Annotated in this window: 19 protein-coding genes; 8 read left to right on the top strand and 11 right to left on the bottom strand. The window is 73.1% G+C overall.

The annotated features are described in order from the left end of the window. Nucleotides 1-16: 16 nt before the first annotated feature. The 4 genes from EIO00_RS17335 to EIO00_RS17320 form a co-directional block, all read right to left on the bottom strand. Complete coding sequence (locus EIO00_RS17335; protein WP_140180244.1) at nucleotides 17-991, bottom strand: hypothetical protein; 975 nt, start codon at nucleotides 989-991, stop codon at nucleotides 17-19. Nucleotides 992-1232: 241 nt separating this feature from the next. Further along, the gene (locus EIO00_RS17330) at nucleotides 1233-1856 is read right to left on the bottom strand and encodes a class E sortase (RefSeq protein WP_140180242.1); all 624 of its coding nucleotides are present in this window, start codon (nucleotides 1854-1856) and stop codon (nucleotides 1233-1235) included. A gap of 160 nt (nucleotides 1857-2016) precedes the next feature. Continuing rightward, nucleotides 2017-3060 (bottom strand): SPFH domain-containing protein, encoded by a 1044-nt coding sequence (locus EIO00_RS17325; protein ID WP_140180240.1) that lies wholly within the window; start codon nucleotides 3058-3060, stop codon nucleotides 2017-2019. Nucleotides 3061-3062: 2 nt separating this feature from the next. Beyond that, nucleotides 3063-3494, bottom strand: a complete 432-nt coding sequence (locus EIO00_RS17320) for an NfeD family protein (RefSeq protein WP_140180238.1) — start codon at nucleotides 3492-3494, stop codon at nucleotides 3063-3065. Nucleotides 3495-4010: 516 nt separating this feature from the next. Here EIO00_RS17320 and EIO00_RS17315 point away from each other — a divergent pair. From EIO00_RS17315 to EIO00_RS17295, 5 genes are all read left to right on the top strand, one after another. Further along, nucleotides 4011-6242, top strand: a complete 2232-nt coding sequence (locus tag EIO00_RS17315; protein WP_140180236.1) for a molybdopterin oxidoreductase family protein — start codon at nucleotides 4011-4013, stop codon at nucleotides 6240-6242. 124 nt (nucleotides 6243-6366) lie between these two features. Then, a complete protein-coding gene (locus tag EIO00_RS17310; RefSeq protein ID WP_175596259.1) occupies nucleotides 6367-7221 on the top strand; it encodes a formylglycine-generating enzyme family protein in 855 nt (284 codons plus the stop codon). Between the two features lie 336 nt (nucleotides 7222-7557). After that, the gene (locus EIO00_RS17305; protein WP_140180232.1) at nucleotides 7558-8475 is read left to right on the top strand and encodes a Rieske (2Fe-2S) protein; all 918 of its coding nucleotides are present in this window, start codon (nucleotides 7558-7560) and stop codon (nucleotides 8473-8475) included. 166 nt (nucleotides 8476-8641) lie between these two features. After that, on the top strand, nucleotides 8642-8896 hold the full coding sequence (locus EIO00_RS17300; protein WP_140180230.1) for a hypothetical protein: 255 nt from the start codon (nucleotides 8642-8644) through the stop codon (nucleotides 8894-8896). A 153-nt stretch (nucleotides 8897-9049) separates the two neighbouring features. After that, nucleotides 9050-9820, top strand: coding sequence for a sulfite exporter TauE/SafE family protein (locus EIO00_RS17295; RefSeq protein WP_140180228.1), 771 nt, complete (start codon nucleotides 9050-9052; stop codon nucleotides 9818-9820). 12 nt (nucleotides 9821-9832) lie between these two features. On the opposite strand, the gene EIO00_RS17290 is transcribed toward EIO00_RS17295, so the two are convergent. Further along, nucleotides 9833-10621, bottom strand: coding sequence for an ABC transporter ATP-binding protein (locus EIO00_RS17290; protein ID WP_140180226.1), 789 nt, complete (start codon nucleotides 10619-10621; stop codon nucleotides 9833-9835). 242 nt (nucleotides 10622-10863) lie between these two features. Between EIO00_RS17290 and EIO00_RS17285 the strand changes: the two genes are divergently transcribed. Further along, the gene (locus EIO00_RS17285) at nucleotides 10864-11643 is read left to right on the top strand and encodes a hypothetical protein (RefSeq protein WP_140180224.1); all 780 of its coding nucleotides are present in this window, start codon (nucleotides 10864-10866) and stop codon (nucleotides 11641-11643) included. 67 nt (nucleotides 11644-11710) lie between these two features. Here EIO00_RS17285 and EIO00_RS17280 read toward each other — a convergent pair whose 3' ends face one another. From EIO00_RS17280 to EIO00_RS17270, 3 genes are all read right to left on the bottom strand, one after another. Beyond that, on the bottom strand, nucleotides 11711-12340 hold the full coding sequence (locus EIO00_RS17280; RefSeq protein WP_140180222.1) for an RDD family protein: 630 nt from the start codon (nucleotides 12338-12340) through the stop codon (nucleotides 11711-11713). A 110-nt stretch (nucleotides 12341-12450) separates the two neighbouring features. Next, a complete protein-coding gene (locus EIO00_RS17275; RefSeq protein ID WP_140180220.1) occupies nucleotides 12451-12897 on the bottom strand; it encodes a DUF2752 domain-containing protein in 447 nt (148 codons plus the stop codon). 154 nt (nucleotides 12898-13051) lie between these two features. After that, complete coding sequence (locus EIO00_RS17270; protein ID WP_140180218.1) at nucleotides 13052-13825, bottom strand: PP2C family protein-serine/threonine phosphatase; 774 nt, start codon at nucleotides 13823-13825, stop codon at nucleotides 13052-13054. A 711-nt stretch (nucleotides 13826-14536) separates the two neighbouring features. Here EIO00_RS17270 and EIO00_RS17265 point away from each other — a divergent pair. Together EIO00_RS17265 and serB are read left to right on the top strand one after the other, a co-directional pair. Next, nucleotides 14537-15904 (top strand): MFS transporter, encoded by a 1368-nt coding sequence (locus tag EIO00_RS17265; protein ID WP_140180216.1) that lies wholly within the window; start codon nucleotides 14537-14539, stop codon nucleotides 15902-15904. A 233-nt stretch (nucleotides 15905-16137) separates the two neighbouring features. Then, on the top strand, nucleotides 16138-17358 hold the full coding sequence (serB, locus tag EIO00_RS17260; protein WP_140180214.1) for a phosphoserine phosphatase SerB: 1221 nt from the start codon (nucleotides 16138-16140) through the stop codon (nucleotides 17356-17358). Nucleotides 17359-17370: 12 nt separating this feature from the next. Here serB and EIO00_RS17255 read toward each other — a convergent pair whose 3' ends face one another. From EIO00_RS17255 to EIO00_RS17245, 3 genes are all read right to left on the bottom strand, one after another. Continuing rightward, nucleotides 17371-18018, bottom strand: a complete 648-nt coding sequence (locus tag EIO00_RS17255) for an SRPBCC family protein (protein ID WP_140180212.1) — start codon at nucleotides 18016-18018, stop codon at nucleotides 17371-17373. Beyond that, nucleotides 18015-18374: an ArsR/SmtB family transcription factor gene (locus EIO00_RS17250; protein WP_140180210.1), complete on the bottom strand. Its 360-nt coding sequence runs from the start codon at nucleotides 18372-18374 to the stop codon at nucleotides 18015-18017. Before EIO00_RS17250 ends, EIO00_RS17255 begins: the two co-directional genes overlap by 4 nt. Nucleotides 18375-18643: 269 nt before the next feature. Beyond that, nucleotides 18644-19399 carry an SDR family NAD(P)-dependent oxidoreductase gene (locus EIO00_RS17245; RefSeq protein ID WP_140180208.1) on the bottom strand — a complete coding sequence of 252 codons (756 nt, stop codon included), beginning with the start codon at nucleotides 19397-19399 and terminating at the stop codon, nucleotides 18644-18646. Nucleotides 19400-19418 lie beyond the last annotated feature (19 nt).

Here is a 19418-nt window from a genome sequence, read left to right as displayed (position 1 = left end):
GCGCCCGGCCCGGCCGTCACAGGCGTTCGTTCAGCTCGGCGGCCGCTCGCTGCAGCGCGGCCCACTCCTCCGGGGTCGGCTCGATCCGACGCCGGGCGGCGGACCCGGGGCCCGGCTCCGTGTCCGGCTCGGTGATCCGCAGCACTTCGTCCAGCAGACGGGCCATCGGGTCTCTCTTGTAGATCCCTCTCATCGACTCCGCCAGCTCCCGCAGGGCGGCCTTCAGATCCAGCACGGGGAACGTCACCGCGCCCCCGCACCGCGCCTCCTGCTCCTCGAACCGGTCCCCGCAGAACCGCACCCGCCAGCCGGGCCACCGCTCGGCCAGCCGGGAGACCATGCTCCCGGCCGTGCAGGACACCCACGCCTCGACCGTGCGCTCCTGCACGTCGACGTGCAGGCCCCCTCCCGTCGGCCACTCCGACAGCTCCACCTCGCGCAGTCCCTGCTCGGGCAGCCGCTCCAGCAGGGCCGGTCCCCGCCAGGCGGGGTGGCGGTAGGGGTCCGTCAGCGGGTAGACGGTCAGCTCGCCGTCGGCGTCCCGGACGGTGAGCAGATGACGCACCCACTGCGAACCGGTCTTCAAAGGCTCCGCCAGCTCCCATTCGTAGGGCTGCTCCGTCCGCAGCTTCACGCCCACCGTGGCGGCCAACTCGGCGAGGCGGCCATAGGCCCAGCGGATCTCCCACCCCGGCCAGGTCAGTTCCAGAAACCGCAGGTACGCCCGCCTGTCCGGGAGGGCGTACAGCTCCACCCATCCGTAGAAGTGGAGCCGGCGTGCGGTGTGGTCCACCACGGCGCCGGCCTCGGCCCACACATCGTCCAGCCAGTCGTTCTCCCGGTCCTCGCACAGGTCGTCCACCCAAATGGTCTGGGTCGCCGACACCGGACCGCCGATCAGAATCTCGCGTATACGAGTGGCGGACCAACGCCCGTAATACAACCGCCAGCCTTCTTCGTCCACCACCACGAAATTGGCCCGATGGCTCATGCCACCGATGATCCACAAAGGGCCGCAGGACGCTCAACGCAATAAACGCGATAAACGCCCGGCGAACCCCCGAGAAGGCCATCGGGCGACCGGCGAGGCGCATCGAGCGGATTCGTCGGCGACGCCGTGGGCGCGGCTCGTCCGCCGCCCGCGCCGGTCCCGGCGACCCCGCGTGCCGTCCGAGCGTTGTCCGGCACGTCATTCTGCGCGTCGTCGAGCACGTCGTCCCGCGCCCCGCTCGTCAGGAGAGCGTGACCGGCCGCTCCCTGGGGGCGCGCCCGGCCAGCTCCCCGACGACGACCAGGCGTTCGGTCGCCAGATGACGCGGATGGCAGGTGGTGAGGGTGATGTACCGTCCGGTGGGCTTGCGGCCCGGCCGGAACGGCACCTGCGCGATCGCCTCCGAGGCGGTCGGCGGCACCACGCGCCGCTGCGTCACCCGGTAGGTGAACCGCCAGCGCCGGGTGTCGACGACGATCTCATCCCCGATGTCCAGCTCGTCGAGCCGGCGGAACGGGCCGCCGTAGGCGGTGCGGTGCCCGGCGACCACGAAGTTGCCGCGTCGTCCCGGCATCGCCGTGCCCGGATAGTGGCCCGGCCCCTTGCGCAGGTCGGCCGCCGCGACGCCCTCCACGATCACGTGCCGGACGTCGTCGCCCAGGGTGGGGATGTGGATCAGCGCCACGCCGTCGCCCCGCCGGACCCCTCCGGCGGTGCCGGGCGGGGCCTCCCAGGTGCGGATCAGCTCCCGCAGCAGCCGCTCCTGCTCCCGGTCGAGGTGCCGGGCGGTGCCCCACAGCAGATACGCGGCGAACAGGGCGAGCAGCAGCGCGGCGGTGACGCACAGTTCGCCCACGGCACGCATGAAGACCCGCAACGGTCGGCTCCGACAGGTCGAGTCGCCTCATCCACGATCGGCCGTCACGCGGCGACGACCACGCCGCAGTGTACGCTGTGCGATCGCGCCATCACAGAAAAGAGGCCGCCCCACCGGGGCGGCCTCATGTGGGATGGGTGGTGCGTCGTCAGGGAGTGGTGGGCGCCTGCTCGGACCGCGACTGGCTCTCGGACTGCAGCCGGTAGGCCGTCGGCTCGGCCGCGGGGGCCGACAGCTCCCGCGGTCCCTCCTGCTCGGCGCCCTCGGAGGCGCCGTCGGACTCGGCCGCCTGCTCCGGCTCGGCGGGGACCTTGGTCGCCCCTTCGGTCGAGCCGCCGAACGCCTTGGAGACGGCCTGCAGGGCGCTGGTGACCTCGCTGGGGATGACGAAGAACGTGTTGTTCTCGCCCTTGGCCAGCTCGGGCAGCATCTGCAGGTACTGGTAGGCCAGCAGCTTGGGGTCGGCGTCGTGCCGGTGGATGGCGCTGAACACGCGGCCGATGGCCTCCGACTGGCCCTCGGCCTCCAGGATGGCGGCCTGCTTGGCGCCCTCGGCGCGCAGGATAGCGGCCTGCTTGGCGCCCTCGGCGTTCAGGATGGCCGACTGGCGGGCGCCCTCGGCGGTCAGGATCGCCGCCCGCTTGTCCCGCTCGGCGCGCATCTGCTTCTCCATCGCCTCCTGGATGGTCGGCGGCGGGTCGATGGCCTTGATCTCGACCCGGTTCACCCGCACGCCCCACTTGGTGGAGGCCTCGTCCAGCACCGCGCGCAGCTGGGTGCTGATCTGCTCCCGGGAGGTCAGCGTGGCCTCCAGGTCCAGGCTGCCGATGACGTTCCGGAGCGTGGTGATGGTGAGCTGCTCGATCGCCTGGATGTAGTCGGCGATCTCGTACTCGGCCGCACGCGGGTCGGTGACCTGGAAGTACTGCACGGTGTCGATGTGCACGACCAGGTTGTCCTCGGTGATCACCGGTTGCGGCGGGAACGAGACCACCTGCTCGCGCAGGTCGATCATCGGTCGCACCCGGTCGATGAAGGGCACGACGAAGTTCAGGCCGGCCTCCAGCGTGCGCAGGTAGCGTCCCAGCCGCTCCACGTTCGCCGCATGCGCCTGCGGAACGATGCGCACGGTGCGGAAGACCACGATGATCACGATCAGCGCGGCGATGATCCCGACTGTCAGTCCGGCCACGGTCACTCCCTGGGGTAGACGAGGGCGATGGCCCCCTCGATGGCGAGCACGTCGACTTCGGCGTCGGCGGGGATCACCAGATCCGGGTCATAGGGGCGGGCGGTCCACTCCTCGCCGGCCAGCCGTACCAGGCCGCCCTTCTTGGAGACCTCGGTGAGGGTGAGGGCCTGCTTGCCGACCAGCGCGGCGGTCCCGGTGCGCAGCGGCGGCGGCTGCATGATGTGGCGTTGCGCGACCGGGCGGACCACGCCGAGCCCGGCCGCGGCCGCGGTCACGAACACCAGTGCCTGGAGGAGCACGGACGCCCCGAGCGCCCCGGCCACGGCGGCGGCCACCGCGGCGACCGCCAACAGCCCCGACGCCAAAGTCAGCGTGAACAACTCGGCGATGCCCAGCACGGCGGCCACGATCAGCCAGATCAGCCAGTCGTCCATGACCACCCCCTGGGCCGTGTACGGACCACAACCCCGACGCCTCAACCGTATCCGCAAACGGACGCCGAGTGATGGCCGCTTCCACCTGATTCGACGCGATGTGTCCACGGCTCGTTCCGTCGTTCATTTCCCCGGACGCGCAACGGTCGCGCATCGGGCGGGCATCGGTCGCGCAACGGTCGCGCCCCGAGGCCGGCGGGGCGCCCGCCGCCGCACCGGGAGGCGGGCGAGCCCGCCCCGCCGCCGGGCGGGGAGGGCGCGACGCCGCCGGGCGGGGAGGGCGCGATCGAGCCGCGCATCCGGCGCGCGGCGCTGGCCCCCGTGTGGAGCGGCTCGGCGTCCGCCCGCAGGACGTGCGGGAACGCCGAATCCCCGGCGTGAGGAGAGGGCTCCTTCATGCCGCCGGCGCCGCGGCCGGACCGTGCGGCCGCTCCGGGGTTCCCTGCGGGGTCATGGCGCCTTTGATGCACCCGGGACATGATGGGGCGTGTCCGCGGACTTTGGAGGAGCGTGCCCATGAGTCGCACGGCGTACCGGACTTGCCCGCTATGCGAAGCCCTGTGCGGGCTCGAGCTCACCCTCGACGGCGACCGGGTGACCCGCGTCCGAGGGGACAAGGCCGACCCGTTCAGCAAGGGCTTCCTGTGTCCCAAGGGCGCCACGCTCGGCGGGCTCGACGGCGACCCGGACCGGCTGACCGCCCCGCTGCTGCGCTCGGAGGGGTCCGGGCACGTCCCGGCCGGGTGGGCCGAGGCCTTCGCGACCGTGGAGCGACGGCTGCGGGACGTCGTGCGGCGGCACGGCAAGGACGCGGTGGCCGTCTACATCGGCAACCCCACCGCCCACTCGATCGCCGGGCCGCTGTACGCGGGGGCGCTGGTCAAGGCGCTGGGCACCCGGAACTTCTACACCGCCAGCACCGCCGACCAGATGCCCAAGCACGTCAGCGTGGGCCACATGTTCGGCGACCCGGGCGCGATCCCGGTGCCGGACCTGGACCGCACCGACCACCTGCTGATGCTGGGGGCCAACCCGCTGGAGTCCAACGGCAGCCTGTGCTCGGCCCCGGACTTCGCCGGCCGGCTCCGGGCGATCCGCGCGCGCGGCGGCACGGTCACCGTCGTCGACCCCCGGCGGACCCGCACCGCCGCGCTGGCCGACCGGCACGTCTTCATCCGGCCGGGCACGGACGCGCATCTGCTGCTGGCGCTGGCGCACACCCTGTTCGCCGAGAACCTGGTGACGTTGGGGGCGCTGGAGGGACGGGTGCGCGGGCTGGAGGAGCTGCGCGCCCTGGTGGCCGGCTTCACCCCCGAGCTGGTCGCCGGCGTCACCGGGATCCGCCCGCTGGAGATCCGCCGGATGGCCCGCGAGCTGGCCGGCGCGGAGCGGGCCGCCGTCTACGGCCGGATCGGCACCTGCACCCAGGCCCACGGCACCCTCGCGAGCTGGCTGGTCGACGTGCTCAACGTGCTGACCGGCAACCTGGACCGGCCGGGCGGGGCGATGTTCCCGCGCCCCGCGCACGTGGCGACCTACCGCCGCAAGACCCCCTTCACCACCGGCCGGTGGCGCAGCCGGGTCCGCGGCCTGCCCGAGGTGAAGGGCGAGCTCCCGGTCGCCGCGCTGGCCGAGGAGATCTCCACGCCCGGGGAGGGGCAGATCCGCGCGCTGATCACGATCGGCGGCAACCCGGCGCTGTCGGCGCCCGGCGCGGGGCGGCTGGAGCGGGCGCTGACCGAGCTGGAGTTCATGGTCAGCGTCGACCCCTACCTCAACGAGACCACCCGGCACGCGCATGTGATCCTGCCGCCGCCGCGTCCCGCGCAGACCCCCCACTACGACCTCTCGCTGCTGGGACTGGCGGTGCGCAACTACGTCCGCTACTCGCCGCCGCCGGTGCCGCTGGAGGAGGGCCGGCCGGGCGAGGCGGAGATCCTGGCCCGGCTGGCGCTGATCGCCTCGGGGGCGGGGGCCGACGCCGACCCGATGACGCTGGACGAGGCGGTGGTCGCCGACACGCTGGCCAAGGCGGTCGCGGCCCCCGGCTCGCCGGTGTACGGCCGGCGGCCCGAGGAGCTGCGCAAGCAGCTGGGCTCTCCGGAGCGGGGATATGAGCTGCGGCTGGACATGATGCTGCGGCTCGGCCCCTACGGGGAGGGCTTCGGGGCCGACCCGAACGGGCTGACGCTGGCCAAGCTGCGCGACGAGCACCCGCACGGGCTGGACCTGGGGCCGCTGGAACCGCGGCTGGATGAGGTGTTGTGCACCGCCTCAGGGCTGATCGAGCTGTGCCCGCCCTCCTTCGCCGCCGACGCCGAGCGGCTGCGCGCCGATCTGGGCGGCTCGCCCCCCGACGGGCTGGTGCTGATCGGGCGGCGGCACCTGCGGTCCAACAACAGCTGGATGCACAACGTGCCGCAGCTGGTCGGCGGCAGCAACCGCTGCACGCTGCAGCTCAACCCCTCCGACGCCGCCCGGCTGGGGATCGGCGACGGCGACGCGGTGCGGGTGACCTCCCGGGCGGGTACGATCCACGCCGTGGCCGAGACGACCGACAGCGTGATGACGGGGGTGGTGAGCCTGCCGCACGGGTGGGGTCACGACCGGCCCGGCACCCGGCTGCGGGTCGCGGGCGCGCACGCCGGCGTCAACGTCAACGAGGTGACCGACGAGCGGGAGATCGACCCGCTGTCGGGGAACGCGGTCTTCAACGGAGTGCCGGTGACGGTGGAGCGCGTTGGCTGAGACCTCCCGCCGGCGTCCCGCGTGCTGTGCGCCCGCCGCCTCGGCGGGCGCGCCGCGCACCTCCGCCGAGGCGGAGTGGGGCTTTGCGATCCCGCAGCGGTCCCCCGCCGAGATCACCAAGAACATGGTGCTGATCCCGGGCGGGGAGTTCCGGATGGGCGGCGCCGACCCCGACGCGTTCCCCGAGGACGGGGAGGGGCCGGTCCGGACCGTGCGGGTGTCGCCGTTCTGGATCGACCGGTACGCCGTCACCAACCGGCAGTTCGCGGCGTTCGTGAAGGCCACCGGGTACGTCACCGAGGCCGAGCGGTACGGCTGGTCGTTCGTGTTCCACCTGCACGTCCCGCCCGGCACGCCCGTGCTGGACGGCACGGTCCCCGAGGCCCCGTGGTGGATCGCGGTCCCGGGCGCGTACTGGAAGGCCCCCGAGGGGCCCGGCTCGTCCATCGAGCGCCGCCCCAACCATCCCGTGGTGCACGTCTCCTGGAACGACGCCCGCGCCTACGCCGCCTGGGCGGGTAAGCGCCTGCCCACCGAGGCCGAGTGGGAGAAGGCCGCCCGCGGCGGGCTCGACCAGGCCCGTTACCCGTGGGGGGACGAGCTGACCCCCAAGGGCCGGCACCGCTGCAACATCTGGCAGGGCACGTTCCCCGTCCACGACACCGGCGAGGACGGCTACACCGGCACCGCCCCGGTCAACGCCTACGCCCCCAACGGCTACGGCCTGTACAACGTCTCCGGCAACGTCTGGGAGTGGTGCGCCGACTGGTGGAGCGCCACCTGGCACGCCGCCGACACCCCCGAGACCCGGATCGATCCCAAGGGCCCGCCCACCGGCACCGCCCGGGTCATCCGCGGCGGCTCCTTCCTGTGCCACCACACCTACTGCAACCGCTACCGGGTGGCCGCCCGCACCTGCAACACCCCCGACTCCACCACCTCCCACACCGGGTTCCGCTGCGCCGCAGACCCGGTGTGACCGGCCGCGGCGGACCGGTCGCCGTGACCGGAGACCGTGGCCGGAGGCGTCCCGGCCCGAGGGGCCGCCGGCCGCGCCCGGACCGGCGCCCCGTCCCGCCGGTCGCCGAAGGCCCCGCCCGCTCCCGCCTCCTCGTCCGGCCGGTGCGGCTCCGGCTCGGCACCACCGGACATCCCTCCCCTCCCGCCCTCTCCGCAGGCCGGATGAACGCCCCTATGGCGCGATATGGCGGGATGCGGGCTGTGAGGCGCCCGTTTGGGGGTAAGGGCTGGGTGTCGTGATGGGCTTGTGCGCCTGTCGCGGTGACATCGCACCCGGTCTCCTTGGGAGGAAGCGATGATCGGACGGGGCAGCAAGCTGTTCCGGCACGGGACCCGGCGTCCCAGGAACCACCCGGCCGATGTGGTGGACGGGCTGGAGCACATGAACGGGCTGGACGGGACCATTCGGGGGATCTCGGCGGTGATCTCCCGGGTGCTGCGGCCCGGACCGGTCAAGGACGCGCTGCACGGAGTGCCGATAGGCCACCCGGCGCACCCGTCGCTGACGGACGTGCCGATGGGGTGCTGGATGTCGGCGGCGGTGCTGGATCTGACGCCCGGCGGGGAACGGGCGGCGCGGACGCTGGTGACGGCCGGGCTGGTGGGGGCGTTGCCCACGGCGCTGACGGGCTGGACCGACTGGTCGGCGCTGCACCGGGGACAGCAGCGGGTCGGGCTGGTGCACGCGGCGGCGACGGGGGCGGCGTCGGCGCTGTACGCGGCGTCGCTGGTGGCGCGACGGCAGGGCCGCACCGCGGTGGGACGGATGCTGGGGTTCGCCGGGCTGTCGTTGCTGCTGAGCGGCGGCTACCTGGGCGGGCATCTGGCGTTCCGGCTGGCGGCGGGGGCCAACCACGCCGACAAGCTGGCGCACCTGGTGTCGCTGGGCTGGCACGACCTGTGCAAGCTGGACGAGCTGCCGGAGGGGTGGCCGGTGCAACGGCGGCTGGGCTACATCAGCCTGTTCGTGCTGCGGCAGGGCGAGGAGGTGCACGTCCTGGCCGATCGCTGCGCCCATCTGGGCGGACCGCTGCACCAGGGGCGGATCGTCTCCGACGAGAACGCCGAGAGCTGCGTGGTGTGCCCGTGGCACGGGAGCACCTTCCGGGTGGACGACGGGGCGGTGGTGCACGGGCCCGCCACCAGTCGTCAGCCGGCGTTCCACACCCGCATCTCCGAGGAGGGCATGGTCCAGGTCCAGCCCGTGCCGTGAGCGGACGCCCGGCGGACACCAGCAGACGACACCGGCGAACACCGGCGAACACCGGTGGACACGGCACGAGCGGACAGGCCGCAAGCAGACATTCAGCACGACAACGGTTAAAACCGGCAACACCCGGGTATAACTCGAATATACGTTCGAAACAGGGAGCGGGGGCATGAAGGGCGACTGGGTCGAGATCGTCATCGACGCCGGCGAGGGCACCCGGACCTACGAGGTGAAGGCCACCCGGGCGGGACGTCGGGTGGAGATCGCCAGCCGACGCGGTGTGGTCGAGGTCAGCGAGGTGACCCGCAACGGCACTCCGGTGCGCACCGCGCGCTTCATGACCAGCCGGATCCTCGCCCTGGTCGAGCACCCGGTGAACGACGCCGGCCCCGAGGAGCACGCCCCGCTGCGCGACGCCGGCTGACCCGGGCCGGCCCGCCCGGCGGCGATCCGCGCCCCCGCACGGGGACCGCGCCCGCCGCCCCGCACCCGGTCCCGCACGGTCACCTGACCCCGCCGATACGGCTTTTTGAGCCGATCCCTACCATCGGGGCATGACATATCCAGGGAGTCGGGTGTGAACCCGCTGGAGGCCGTGGCGATCTTCGCGGCCGGAGTCGGCGCGGGCGGGATCAACGCGGTGGTGGGGTCGGGCACCCTGATCACCTTTCCCACCCTGCTGGCCCTGGGCGTCCCGCCGGTGACGGCGAACGTCTCCAACAACATCGGCCTGGTCCCCGGCTCGATCGCCGGGGCGTACGGCTACCGCAGGGAGCTCGCCGGCCAGCGTTCCCGCCTGCTGCGGCTGGCCGCCGCCTCGCTCACCGGCGCCGTCATCGGCGCCGCCCTCCTGCTGGGCCTGCCCGACGAGGCGTTCCGGGTGATCGTCCCCGTCCTCATCGCGATCGCCCTGATCCTGGTCGTCGCCCAGCCCAAGGTGAACGCCTGGCTGGCCGCCCGGCGGGAGAAGACCCACCCGCACGGCGGCCCCTGGCTGTGGCTGGGCATCCTGGCCGCCGGCGTCTACGGCGGTTACTTCGGCGCCGCCCAGGGCATCATCCTGATCGCCCTGCTCGGGATCTTCCTCGACGAGGACCTGCAGCGCAACAACGCCGCCAAGAACGTGCTGTCCGCCCTGGTCAACGGGGTCGCTGCCCTGCTGTTCATCGCCATCTGGCTGACCGGCGGCGCCGAGATCTCCTGGCTCGCCGTCCTGCTGATCGCCCTCGGCTCCGCCGCGGGCGGCCTCCTCGGCGCCGCGATCGGCCGCCGGCTGCCGCCGGCCGCCCTGCGCGCCGTCATCGTCCTGGTCGGCCTGACCGCGATCGTCAACCTGGTGCGGGGGTGAGCGCGCGGGCCCTCAGCCCCGCGCCCGGGCGTACCAACGGCCGCCCTGCCGCTCCACCCGCAGCGGGAGGCCGAAGCACGCGGTGAGGTGCTCGTCGGTGACGACCTCCTCCACCTTGCCCTGGGCGACGACGGAGCCGCGGCGCAGCAGCAGGGCGTGGGTGAAGCCGTCGGGGATCTCCTCCACATGGTGGGTGACCATCACCATGGTGGGGGCGGTCGGGTCGTTCGCCAGCGTCCCCAGCCGGGCGACCAGGTCCTCGCGGGCGCCGAGGTCCAGGCCGGCGGCCGGCTCGTCCAGCAGCAGCAGCTCGGGGTCGGGCATCAGGGCGCGGGCGATCTGCACCCGCTTGCGCTCGCCCTCCGACAGCGTGGAGAACGTGCGGCCCACCAGGTCGGCGCAGCCCAGGGCCTCCAGCAGCTCCACCGCGCGGGTCACGTCGGTGGAGTCGTACTCCTCCCGGGACCGCCCCAGGATCGCGTACGAGGCGGTCAGCACCAGATCGATGACCTTCTCGTTGCGGGGCACCCGCTCGGCGACCGCGACGCTGGCGAAGCCGATCCGCGGCCGCAGCTCGAACACGTCGGTGCGGCCGAGCCGTTCGCCCAGCACGTCGACGGTGCCCACGGTCGGGAACAGCAGGGTCGCCGCGATCTGCAGCAGCGTGGTCTTGCCCGCCCCGTTGGGACCGATGACGACCCACCGCTCGCTCTCATGCACCGTCCAGTCGACGTCGTGCAGCAGCATGGCCTGGTCGCGCCTCACTCCGACGCCGCGGAGCTGCAGTACCTCGCCGCTCATCCGTATTCGTTCCTTTTGTCCAACGCTGCCCGGACCTGCCGGGATCGATCCTCGCAGCACGAACCTATGCCATCTTCGGTCGTCGTGCGCGCATCCCTGCACCGGTGTCCGGGACGGGCCCCGCCGCTTCGGTGCGCTGAGTGGACACCGCACCGAAGCGGCGCCCACCATGGCAGGGACGTCGGGCATGACGTCGAGCACGGCAAACGTTCGAAGACGGCAAACGTTCGAAGGTGGTCCCCATGTCAGAGGCGCTCCCTCCCCGCCGGGACACGGCGGCGGCCCTGGTCGCCTGGGGGAACGCCTGGCTGGGCGGCCATGTCGGGCTGGACGAGGCCGTCGACGCCGTCGAGCGGGCCGCCTGCCCCCAGGTGGTGGGCGGGCTGCCGGACGACCCCGCGGACATGCCGCTGCGGCGCGCCCTGGCGGCGTTGCGAGTGGCCGGAATGCGGACGCTGCGGCTGGCGCTGCCCGCCCCCGGCGATCCGCTGGGGCTGACCGGGCCGCCGGAGCTGAACGCCGCCGCCCTGGACGCCGGGGAGGCGGTCCTGGTGGGGCTGCCGGACGGGCCCCTCGGGCTGGTGCCCGCCGAAGACCGGCGCGGCTCGTCGTATGTGGGGATCCGCTGGCGGTGCTACCGGTCCCGGCCGGGGATCGCGGACGTCCCCTCGCTGCCCGAGGCCGACCGGCAGCTCGCCATGGCGATGCGCGAGGTCACCGAGACGCTGCTGACCGTGGACGGCGCCGCCGGGGTCCCGCCGCAGATCGCCGACGCGCTGGCCGATCTGCGCGATCCCGAACGCTGCGCCACCCTGGCCCCCGGCTATCCGCCGCGCGCCCACCGGGTGGCGGCGCTGGCCGGGCGGCTGGCCGTGGTGGTCGACCTGGCCCGCCGGCTGGAGGGGCAGGGGCTGACCGCCGCCCAGATGAGCCGCCGGGAGGAGGCCCTGCGGGTGCTGGACCGCGCGGTGCGCCGGGCCCGGGTCGCCGCCTGCAACAGCGCCTTCGACCCGGTCGGCTGACCGCCCCGGAACGCCACAGGGCGCCCCGCCGCCGGGACGCCCTGTGCGAAGCCGCCGAAGCGAAGCGTCAGGTGCGGACGACCAGGGTGCTCATCACCTTGTCGGCGAAGGTCTGCTTCTTGTCGTCGAACAGCGGCCACAGGTAGCCGATGGAGCAGGCGAGGCTGTCCAGGAAGTGCGCGAGCCGACGGACGAACGCCGAGAGGAATCCGATCGGCTGGCCGGAGTGCTCGCCGACGAGCCTGATGCCCATCTGCCGCTTGCCGATGGTCTGGCCGGTGGTGCCCTCCTGGTAGATCATCCACAGGGCGCCGGCCAGCTCCACGACGGCCGCCAGCAGGAAGAACAGGACCCCGAGCCCGACCAGACCGCCGTTTCCGTTGTCGTAGGGGCCGGGGGCACCGGCGCCGAGGCAGATGACGCCGATGACGTACAGCACGCCCCCCGGCACGCCGATGATCAGGCCGTCGATGATGGACGCGGCCACCCGCGAGCCCCACTCGGCCAAAGGCCCGTGGGCGGGGCCGTAGTGGTGGTGGTGGATCTCGGCCGGCTGGCCGTACGCCGGCTGGGGAGGAACAGGCTGACCGTAGCCGGGCTGACCATAGCCGGGCTGACCATAGCCGGGCTGGCCGTACCCGGGCTGCTGTCCGTACCCCGGCTGCTGCTGGCCGTACGGGTCATAGGGGTTGCCCACGCTTACTCCTTATTAAGTGATGGTTCCTCGTGGTCGTCTGACGTACGCCAGACCCGCCGGGCTCCATGACGCTCGGTACGAGACCATGCGCCCGCCTTGCGGTCCTGCGTTCACATGCGCAACAGATCGAACCGGGCGAGCTGCCACAGTTCGGAGGCCGCCAGAGCGGTGCCGAGGATCGCGGCGCGACTCGCGGGCCGCATCGACCACCATCGGCGCCCGGCCCCCAGGGGGGCCACGGCCAGCGCCACCGCGGCCGCTACCACGAGCGGGTTGGCGGCCACGGCGCGGATCGGGTGCCCCGATCCAAGCTCGATGAACACGGTCGTCCCGCCACACAGCGGACACGGGATCCCGGTGAGCGTCCGCATCGGACACGGCACGCCGGGACCGCCCACTCGGTGGACCCAGGCCACGGCGACGGCGGCCAACGCCATCGCCCCGGCCCGCAACGCGACGCCTTGAACGCCGTGCCGCGCAGCGGTGAGCACGCGGTCGACGACAATGCCGACGACGCCTCGCGGCGCCTCGGTCGTCGTGTCCACCGCCCCCGCCATGGAATCCTCCGCCCCCGATGGCAATGTCCAGATGACCCGTATACCCGGTGATCCCCAGGCCGGGTCAAGTCAAATCGGGCATCCGCGACCAGACCGTAATCTGATCTGTGTCCAAGGTCTCCTGCGGGGCAGGGGAAGGTTGCCGAAAGGGCGATCAGAGCCGCCCGGCGGCCCCCACGATCTGGGGTTCGCTCATGACGGAGCCGGGCTCGCCCTCCACCACGTCGGCGATCACGCACGTGATGTTGTCGGGGCCGCCGCCGTCCCGGGCCAGCTGGATGAGCCGGCGGATCGCGTCGGCGGGCTCGGCCTCCTCCGACAGCACCTCATAGATCGTCTGCGCGTCCACGACGCCGGACAGCCCGTCGGAGCACAGCAGGTACCGGTCGCCCAGCAGCGCCTCACGGCGGCGCAGGTCGGGGTCGCGGTCCTCGCGCCCGTCCAGCACCCGGTACAGCACGTGCGACAGCCGGGAGTGCTCGCTCTGCTCGTCCGGTCCCGCCTGCGGATTGAGCAGCCGCTCCATCGTGTGGTCCTGAGTGATCTGGAAAAGCTCGCCGTTGCGCAGCATATAACCGCGGGAATCGCCGATATGGGCCAACGCGATGTGCCTTCCCGACCACAACATCGCGGTCAACGTGGTGCCCATTCTGCTGAGGTCGGGACGTTCTTCCCGGGCGATGCGCAATTTCTCGTTGGCCTCGGCCACGGCCCGGGCGAGCGCGTTCTCCAGATCGTCAACGGGAACGTCGACGTCGAGGGAGCGCAGCGACCCGATGACGGTGGAACTGGCCACCTCACCGCCCGCATAACCGCCCATCCCGTCGGCGACCGCGATGAGCCGAGACCCGGCATAGGCCGAGTCCTCATTGTTCTCCCGGACACAGCCTATGTCGGAGCCTGCCGCATACTTGATTGTTACGTTCATACCGATTTCGATGACGATCTGGACATTGGAGTTCGTTCAGCCGCCGGTCCGACCGGGGCGGATGGCATAAAGCCGTCGAAGCGCGATCGTGCATCTTCGGCCCGGGATGCACACCGGGTCGCGTGCCGTGGTCCGGCCCGGGAGGACCGGCCGCCGCCCGCCGCCGAGAGCCACGGCCCGGCGAGCGCCCGCGGACGCACCGGCGGGACCGCGCGCGTCCCCGCACCCGGCTCCCGGCGAAGCCTCCGCTCAGTGCCCACGTTGCCGACCGTACTCTCTGTCATGGCCCTGCCGAATCAGTCTGCCGGACGGGCCGGGTAACCACCTGGTCATTCTGCCGTCTGGGATCGGTCACCCACGCGTCCCACCGGGGCGTTATACCGCTCTCGTCGATCTTCACGCCGGACGCCTCGCCGGGAGCGCCCCGGGATCGTCCTCCGGGGCGTCGGCGGAGCGGGCGGGCGGCCCGCACCCTCCCGAAGCGGCTCTCTCGTCCCCGACCCTCGCCCCGGATCCCGCTCTCTGGGACCGGGAGCGGACCGCGCCGCGGGAGCAGACGCGAGCCGGCGCGCCCGAGCGCGGGCGCGAAGGAGCGGACCGCGGCCGCCGGGGGCGCCCTCCCCCGTGCGAGCCCCGTGCACGCGACGGGCCGGACTGCGCTTATCCTCACCGAGGCGGTCTCGTCGGCGAGGCCGGGACCGCAGGGGGCGCATGACAAAGAAATCCAAGACGGACCTTGTGAAGGCCGAGGCGGCCACGCCCCGGGCGGGCCTGCTGACCGGCCGCTACCGGCTGCCGACCATCGGCATCGTGCTGACGGTCACGCTGCTGGCGTTCGAGGCCATGGCGATCGGCACGGTGATGCCGGTGGTGGCCCGTGATCTGGACGGGCTGACGCTGTACGGCTGGAGCTTCAGCGCGATGCTCATCGCCAGCATGGTGGCCACCGTGCTGGGGGGCGGCTGGGTCGACCGCGCGGGCCCGGGCAGGCCGCTGCTGAGCGGGCTGGGGGTGTTCGTCGCCGGCCTGCTGGTCGCCGGCGGCGCGCCGGCGATGTGGGTGCTGGTGATCGGCCGGACCGTGCAGGGCGTCGGCGTCGGCCTGGCGATGGTCGCGCTGTACGTGGTGATCGCGCGGGTGTATCCGGAGGCGCTGCGGCCCCGGGTGTTCGCGGCGACCGCGACCGCCTGGGTGCTGCCGTCGCTGGTGGGGCCCGCCGCCGGGGGCCTCATCGCCGAGCACGCGCACTGGCGGTGGGTGTTCCTGGGGCTGATCCCGCTGGTCGTCCCGGCGGCGCTGATGCTCGTCCCGGCGCTGCGCGGGATGGGCGCGCCGGAGTCGGACCAGGACCCGCCGCCGCGGCGCGTGATCCCCGCGCTCGTCACGGCGGTCGCCGCGGCGGCGGTGCTGTACGCCGTCGACGATCTGGCGTGGCCGTCGGTGCCCGCGGCGATCGCGGGGCTGGCCGGGCTGGGCTGGGGGCTGCCGAAGCTGCTGCCCGCCGGGGCGCTGCGGCTGCGGCGCGGCGTGCCGACCGCGGTGGTGCTGCGCGGGCTGCTGGCGGGGGCGTTCTTCGGGACGGACGCGTTCATCCCGCTGGCGCTGACCTCGCTGCACGACTTCACCCCCAGCCAGGCGGGGCTGGTGCTGACGCTGGCGTCGCTCGGCTGGTCGGCGGCCTCGCAGTACCAGGGGCGCTCGAAGCGCCCGCGGACGTTCTTCGTGCAGACCGGGGCGGTGTTCGTGGCCGCCGGGGTGGTCTCGGCGGCCGTGGCGATCCAGGTGGGCGGCTGGTGGGCGGCGCCCGCCTGGATCGTCGGCGGGCTCGGCATGGGGATGGCGCTGAGCAGCCTCAACGTCGTGGTGCTCAACCAGTCGGCTCCGCAGGAGCAGGGGGCCAACTCCTCGGCGCTGCAGCTCAGCGACACGCTCGGGTCGTCGCTGGCGATCGGCGCGGCGGGCGCGCTGGCCACCGCGTTCGGCGCCGACCGGCTGGAGATCGGCCTGCGGGTCGGCGCGGTGCTGCTCATCGGCATCGCGGCGGGCGCGGTCCTCGCCGCCCGTCGGGTGAAGTCCTGACGACGGACGTGTCGAACGTCACATCCGGTGGGCCCGCCGGGGGCCGCCGCGGCGATCGGGCGGCGATCGGGCGGCATCGTCCCCGCCGGGACCCCGGCCCGCCCCCGGATGACCTGTGGACGAAGGCCGTCGCGCGGAACGGGGCCGCCGGGCGCGGACGCCGGGGAAGGGGCCCGCGCCGCTCGACCCTCCGCGCGGCGCGGCACGAGCCGACCGGTAGCGTAGTCAGCAGCATGGACGGGTCCCAACGCACGCTGCTCCTCACGCTCACCGGCCACGATCGCCCGGGCGTCACGTCTCGGTTGTTCGCCACGTTGGCCGCCTTCCCGGTGACCGTCGTCGACGTCGAGCAGGTCGTCATCCGCGGCCGGCTGGTGCTGGGCGTGCTGCTGCAGTGTCCGCACGACGCCGACATCGGCCGGGTGTGGTCGGCCGCCGAGGAGGTGGCCGCCGACCTCGAGATGGACATCGAGATCTCCACCGGCCGGGGCAAGGTCTCCCCGCGTCGCCGCGGCCGGCTGCACGTCACCGTGCTCGGCAGCCCGCTGCGGCCGGGCGCGATGGCCGGGATCGCCGGGCGGATCGCCGCGAGCGGGGCCAACATCGACCGCATCGAGCGGCTGGCCTCCTACCCGGTGACCTGCATCGAGCTGCAGGTGTCGGGGGCCGACCCGGTGGCGCTGCGGGCGGAGCTGACCGCCGAGGCCGCGCAGCAGCAGGTGGACGTGGCGGTGCAGCGATCGGGGCTGTACCGGCGGGCCAAGCGGCTGATCGTGATGGACGTCGACTCGACCCTCATCCAGGGCGAGGTCATCGAGCTGCTGGCCGAGCAGGCCGGCTGCCTGCCCGAGGTCGCCAAGGTCACCGAGGCCGCCATGCGCGGCGAGCTGGACTTCGAGGGCTCGCTGCGGGAACGGGTGGCGCTGCTGGCCGGGCTGGACGCCTCGGCGATCGACGAGGTCCGCCGCAAGATCCGGCTCGCCTCCGGGGCCCGCACCCTGGTGCGCACCCTCAAGCGGCTGGACTACAAGTTCGCCATCGTCAGCGGCGGGTTCACCCAGATCACCGACGGGCTGGTGGAGGAGCTGGGGATCGACTACTCGGCCGCCAACACGTTGGAGATCGTGAACGGCAAGCTGACCGGGCGGGTGGTCGGCGAGGTGATCGACCGGGCCGGGAAGGCGCGGGCGCTGCAGGAGTTCGCCCGGCGCGCCCAGATCCCGATCAGCCAGACCGTCGCGATCGGCGACGGCGCCAACGACCTGGACATGCTGCAGGTCGCCGGGCTCGGCATCGCCTACAACGCCAAGCCGGTGGTCCGCCAGGCCGCCGACGCCGCGGTGAACGTCCCCTATCTGGACACGATCCTGTTCCTGCTGGGGATCTCCCGGGAGGAGGTCGAGGCCGCCGACGCCGAGGATCCGGCCGTGACGAGCGAATCCACGGCCGGCTGAGCCCTCGGCGCGTCAATCGGTCTGCTCCCGGCCGGTGTAGAAGGCCAGCACCCGTTCGGCCGCGGCCCGGGCGGCGGCCTCGTCGGCACCGGCGGCGATGTCGGCCAGGCACCACTGCTCGCCGCTCAGCGCCATGAAGCGCATGCCCTCCTCCGAGAGGTTCCAGGCCTGGAAGGCCTCCGGATCCACGGGCCGGCCGCTGTCGAGGTGCTGGAAGAGCCCGAGCAGGGCCAGCTCCCAGCCGATCCCCGTCGCGCCCGGACCGTACCGCTCCCAGAACTCCGCATGGTCCTCGACGCGCGCGATGTGCGCCAGCTCCAGCCGCGCCCGGCCGTCGGGCTCCGCGGTCAGCTTCACCTCGATCCAGCTCGTCTGCCCGTTGTACTCCCAGGTGGCGACGAAGCCGTGGGGCGGGTCGCAACGCTCGATCACGCCGCCCGCGTTGCCCTCGAGCTGGTAGCGCCCGCCGACCTTGAGCTCCCCGCTGACCGGAAGGAACCAGCGGGGGATCCGCTCGGGATTGGTGCAGGCGTCCCACAGGTCCTCGACGGTGGTGGCATAGCCGCGGCTGATGGTGCAGACCCTGGCCTCACCCGCCTCGAAGGTGCGGGTGCCGACGCTGCGGCGGACGGCGTTGATCTGTGCGGTGACATCGGTCATGGGGTGTTCTCCGTCTCGTCGGCGGCCGTCCGGCGGCGTTCCCGGCGTCCGCGGGCCACCTCGGTCTCCAGGGCGTCCAGCTTCGGCGCCCAGAACCGCCGGAACTTCTCCAGCCATGCGTCCACGTCCTGCAGCGGACCGGTGTCGACCGCGTACAGCCGCCGCGTCCCCTCCGCGCGCACGGTGGCGAACCCGTTGTCCCGCAGCACTTTGAGGTGCTGCGACACCGCGGGCTGCGAGATCCCGAACTCCTCGCGGATCACCGCGCACACCGCCCCGGAGGTCTTCTCCCCTTCGGCCAGCAGCTCCAGGATCCGGCGGCGCACTGGATCGCCCAGCACATCGAACGCATGCACGAACCCAAATTATTAGCTGCTGCTTATATAAGTCAATGCCGATATCACCTGGTCGTCCCGTCCTACCGCACCCCTCGCCCGGCGTTCTCCCCGCCCCCGCGTACTGCTCGCGGCGCACCCCGGCGGGGGCACGCCTCAGGGAGCGAATCGGCTCCACAGGCCCTCGCCGACGCGCTCGAAGCCCGCGCCGCCGACGCGGCCCGAGTCCGGTCCGTGCGGCCGCGGGGACCGCGGCCGTGCCCATGCGGCGCGACGGTGACGGCCTGAGTTCAGTCCGCGGGCGCGGGGATCGCGGCGACGAGCCCGCCGTCGACGATCAGATCCTGTCCGTTGACGTAGGAGGACTCAGGGCCGGCCAGGAACGCGACCGCCGCCGCCACCTCCTCCGGCCGGCCGAACCTGCCCGCCGGCACCCGCCCTCGCGCGGCCGCGGCCTCGGCGGGATCGAGATCGGCTTCGGGGTACATGGGCGTGTCGATGTATCCGGGGCTGATGGAGTTGACCCGGATGCCGCGCGGTCCCAGCTCGGCGGCCAACGTCCGGGCCAGGTTGTGCACCGCGGCCTTGGTGGCGGAGTACAGACCGGCGGTGGCGTTGCCCCGGTGCAGGGTCCAGGAGGCGTTGATGACGATGCGCGCGCCGTCGGCCAGCAGCGGGAGCGCCCGCTGAACGGTGAGGAACACCCCCCGGAAGTTCACCGCCACCACGCGGTCGAAGTCCGCCGGGGTGATCTCGGCGAACGGCTTGAAGACGGCGGTCCCCGCGTTGGCGAAGACGATGTCCAGCCGGCCGTGCCGGTCCCGCACGGCCTCCGTCGCCGCCTCCACCCCGGCCGCGTCCCCCACGTCCGCCACCACGCCCAGGCAGCGTTCGCCCAGCTCGGCGACGGCGGCGTCCAGGCGCCGCCGGTCCCGGCCGGTGACGACCACATGGGCGCCCTCGGCGACGAGCAGACGAGCGGTGGCCAGCCCCATGCCGCTGGTCCCTCCGGTGATCAGCGCGATCTGGTCGGTGAATCGGCTCATGGCCGTGATGCTCTCCGGC

Source organism: Thermomonospora catenispora (genome assembly GCF_006363815.1).
GTDB lineage: Bacteria > Actinomycetota > Actinomycetes > Streptosporangiales > Streptosporangiaceae > Thermomonospora > Thermomonospora catenispora.
This window is presented reverse-complemented; position numbering and strand designations above follow the sequence as displayed.

Excerpts from the sequence above, each read along its gene's own strand:
- EIO00_RS17290 (WP_140180226.1), bottom strand. The coding sequence starts at position 10,621 with ATGAGCGGCGAGGTACTGCAGCTCCGCGGCGTCGGAGTGAGGCGCGAC.
- serB (WP_140180214.1), top strand. The coding sequence starts at position 16,138 with ATGGACGGGTCCCAACGCACGCTGCTCCTCACGCTCACCGGCCACGAT.
- EIO00_RS17265 (WP_140180216.1), top strand. The coding sequence starts at position 14,537 with ATGACAAAGAAATCCAAGACGGACCTTGTGAAGGCCGAGGCGGCCACG.
- EIO00_RS17315 (WP_140180236.1), top strand. The coding sequence starts at position 4,011 with ATGAGTCGCACGGCGTACCGGACTTGCCCGCTATGCGAAGCCCTGTGC.
- EIO00_RS17300 (WP_140180230.1), top strand. The coding sequence starts at position 8,642 with ATGAAGGGCGACTGGGTCGAGATCGTCATCGACGCCGGCGAGGGCACC.
- EIO00_RS17305 (WP_140180232.1), top strand. The coding sequence starts at position 7,558 with ATGATCGGACGGGGCAGCAAGCTGTTCCGGCACGGGACCCGGCGTCCC.
- EIO00_RS17335 (WP_140180244.1), bottom strand. The coding sequence starts at position 991 with ATGAGCCATCGGGCCAATTTCGTGGTGGTGGACGAAGAAGGCTGGCGG.
- EIO00_RS17320 (WP_140180238.1), bottom strand. The coding sequence starts at position 3,494 with ATGGACGACTGGCTGATCTGGCTGATCGTGGCCGCCGTGCTGGGCATC.
- EIO00_RS17285 (WP_140180224.1), top strand. The coding sequence starts at position 10,864 with ATGTCAGAGGCGCTCCCTCCCCGCCGGGACACGGCGGCGGCCCTGGTC.
- EIO00_RS17275 (WP_140180220.1), bottom strand. The coding sequence starts at position 12,897 with ATGGCGGGGGCGGTGGACACGACGACCGAGGCGCCGCGAGGCGTCGTC.
- EIO00_RS17310 (WP_175596259.1), top strand. The coding sequence starts at position 6,367 with ATGGTGCTGATCCCGGGCGGGGAGTTCCGGATGGGCGGCGCCGACCCC.
- EIO00_RS17270 (WP_140180218.1), bottom strand. The coding sequence starts at position 13,825 with ATGAACGTAACAATCAAGTATGCGGCAGGCTCCGACATAGGCTGTGTC.
- EIO00_RS17245 (WP_140180208.1), bottom strand. The coding sequence starts at position 19,399 with ATGAGCCGATTCACCGACCAGATCGCGCTGATCACCGGAGGGACCAGC.
- EIO00_RS17255 (WP_140180212.1), bottom strand. The coding sequence starts at position 18,018 with ATGACCGATGTCACCGCACAGATCAACGCCGTCCGCCGCAGCGTCGGC.
- EIO00_RS17330 (WP_140180242.1), bottom strand. The coding sequence starts at position 1,856 with ATGCGTGCCGTGGGCGAACTGTGCGTCACCGCCGCGCTGCTGCTCGCC.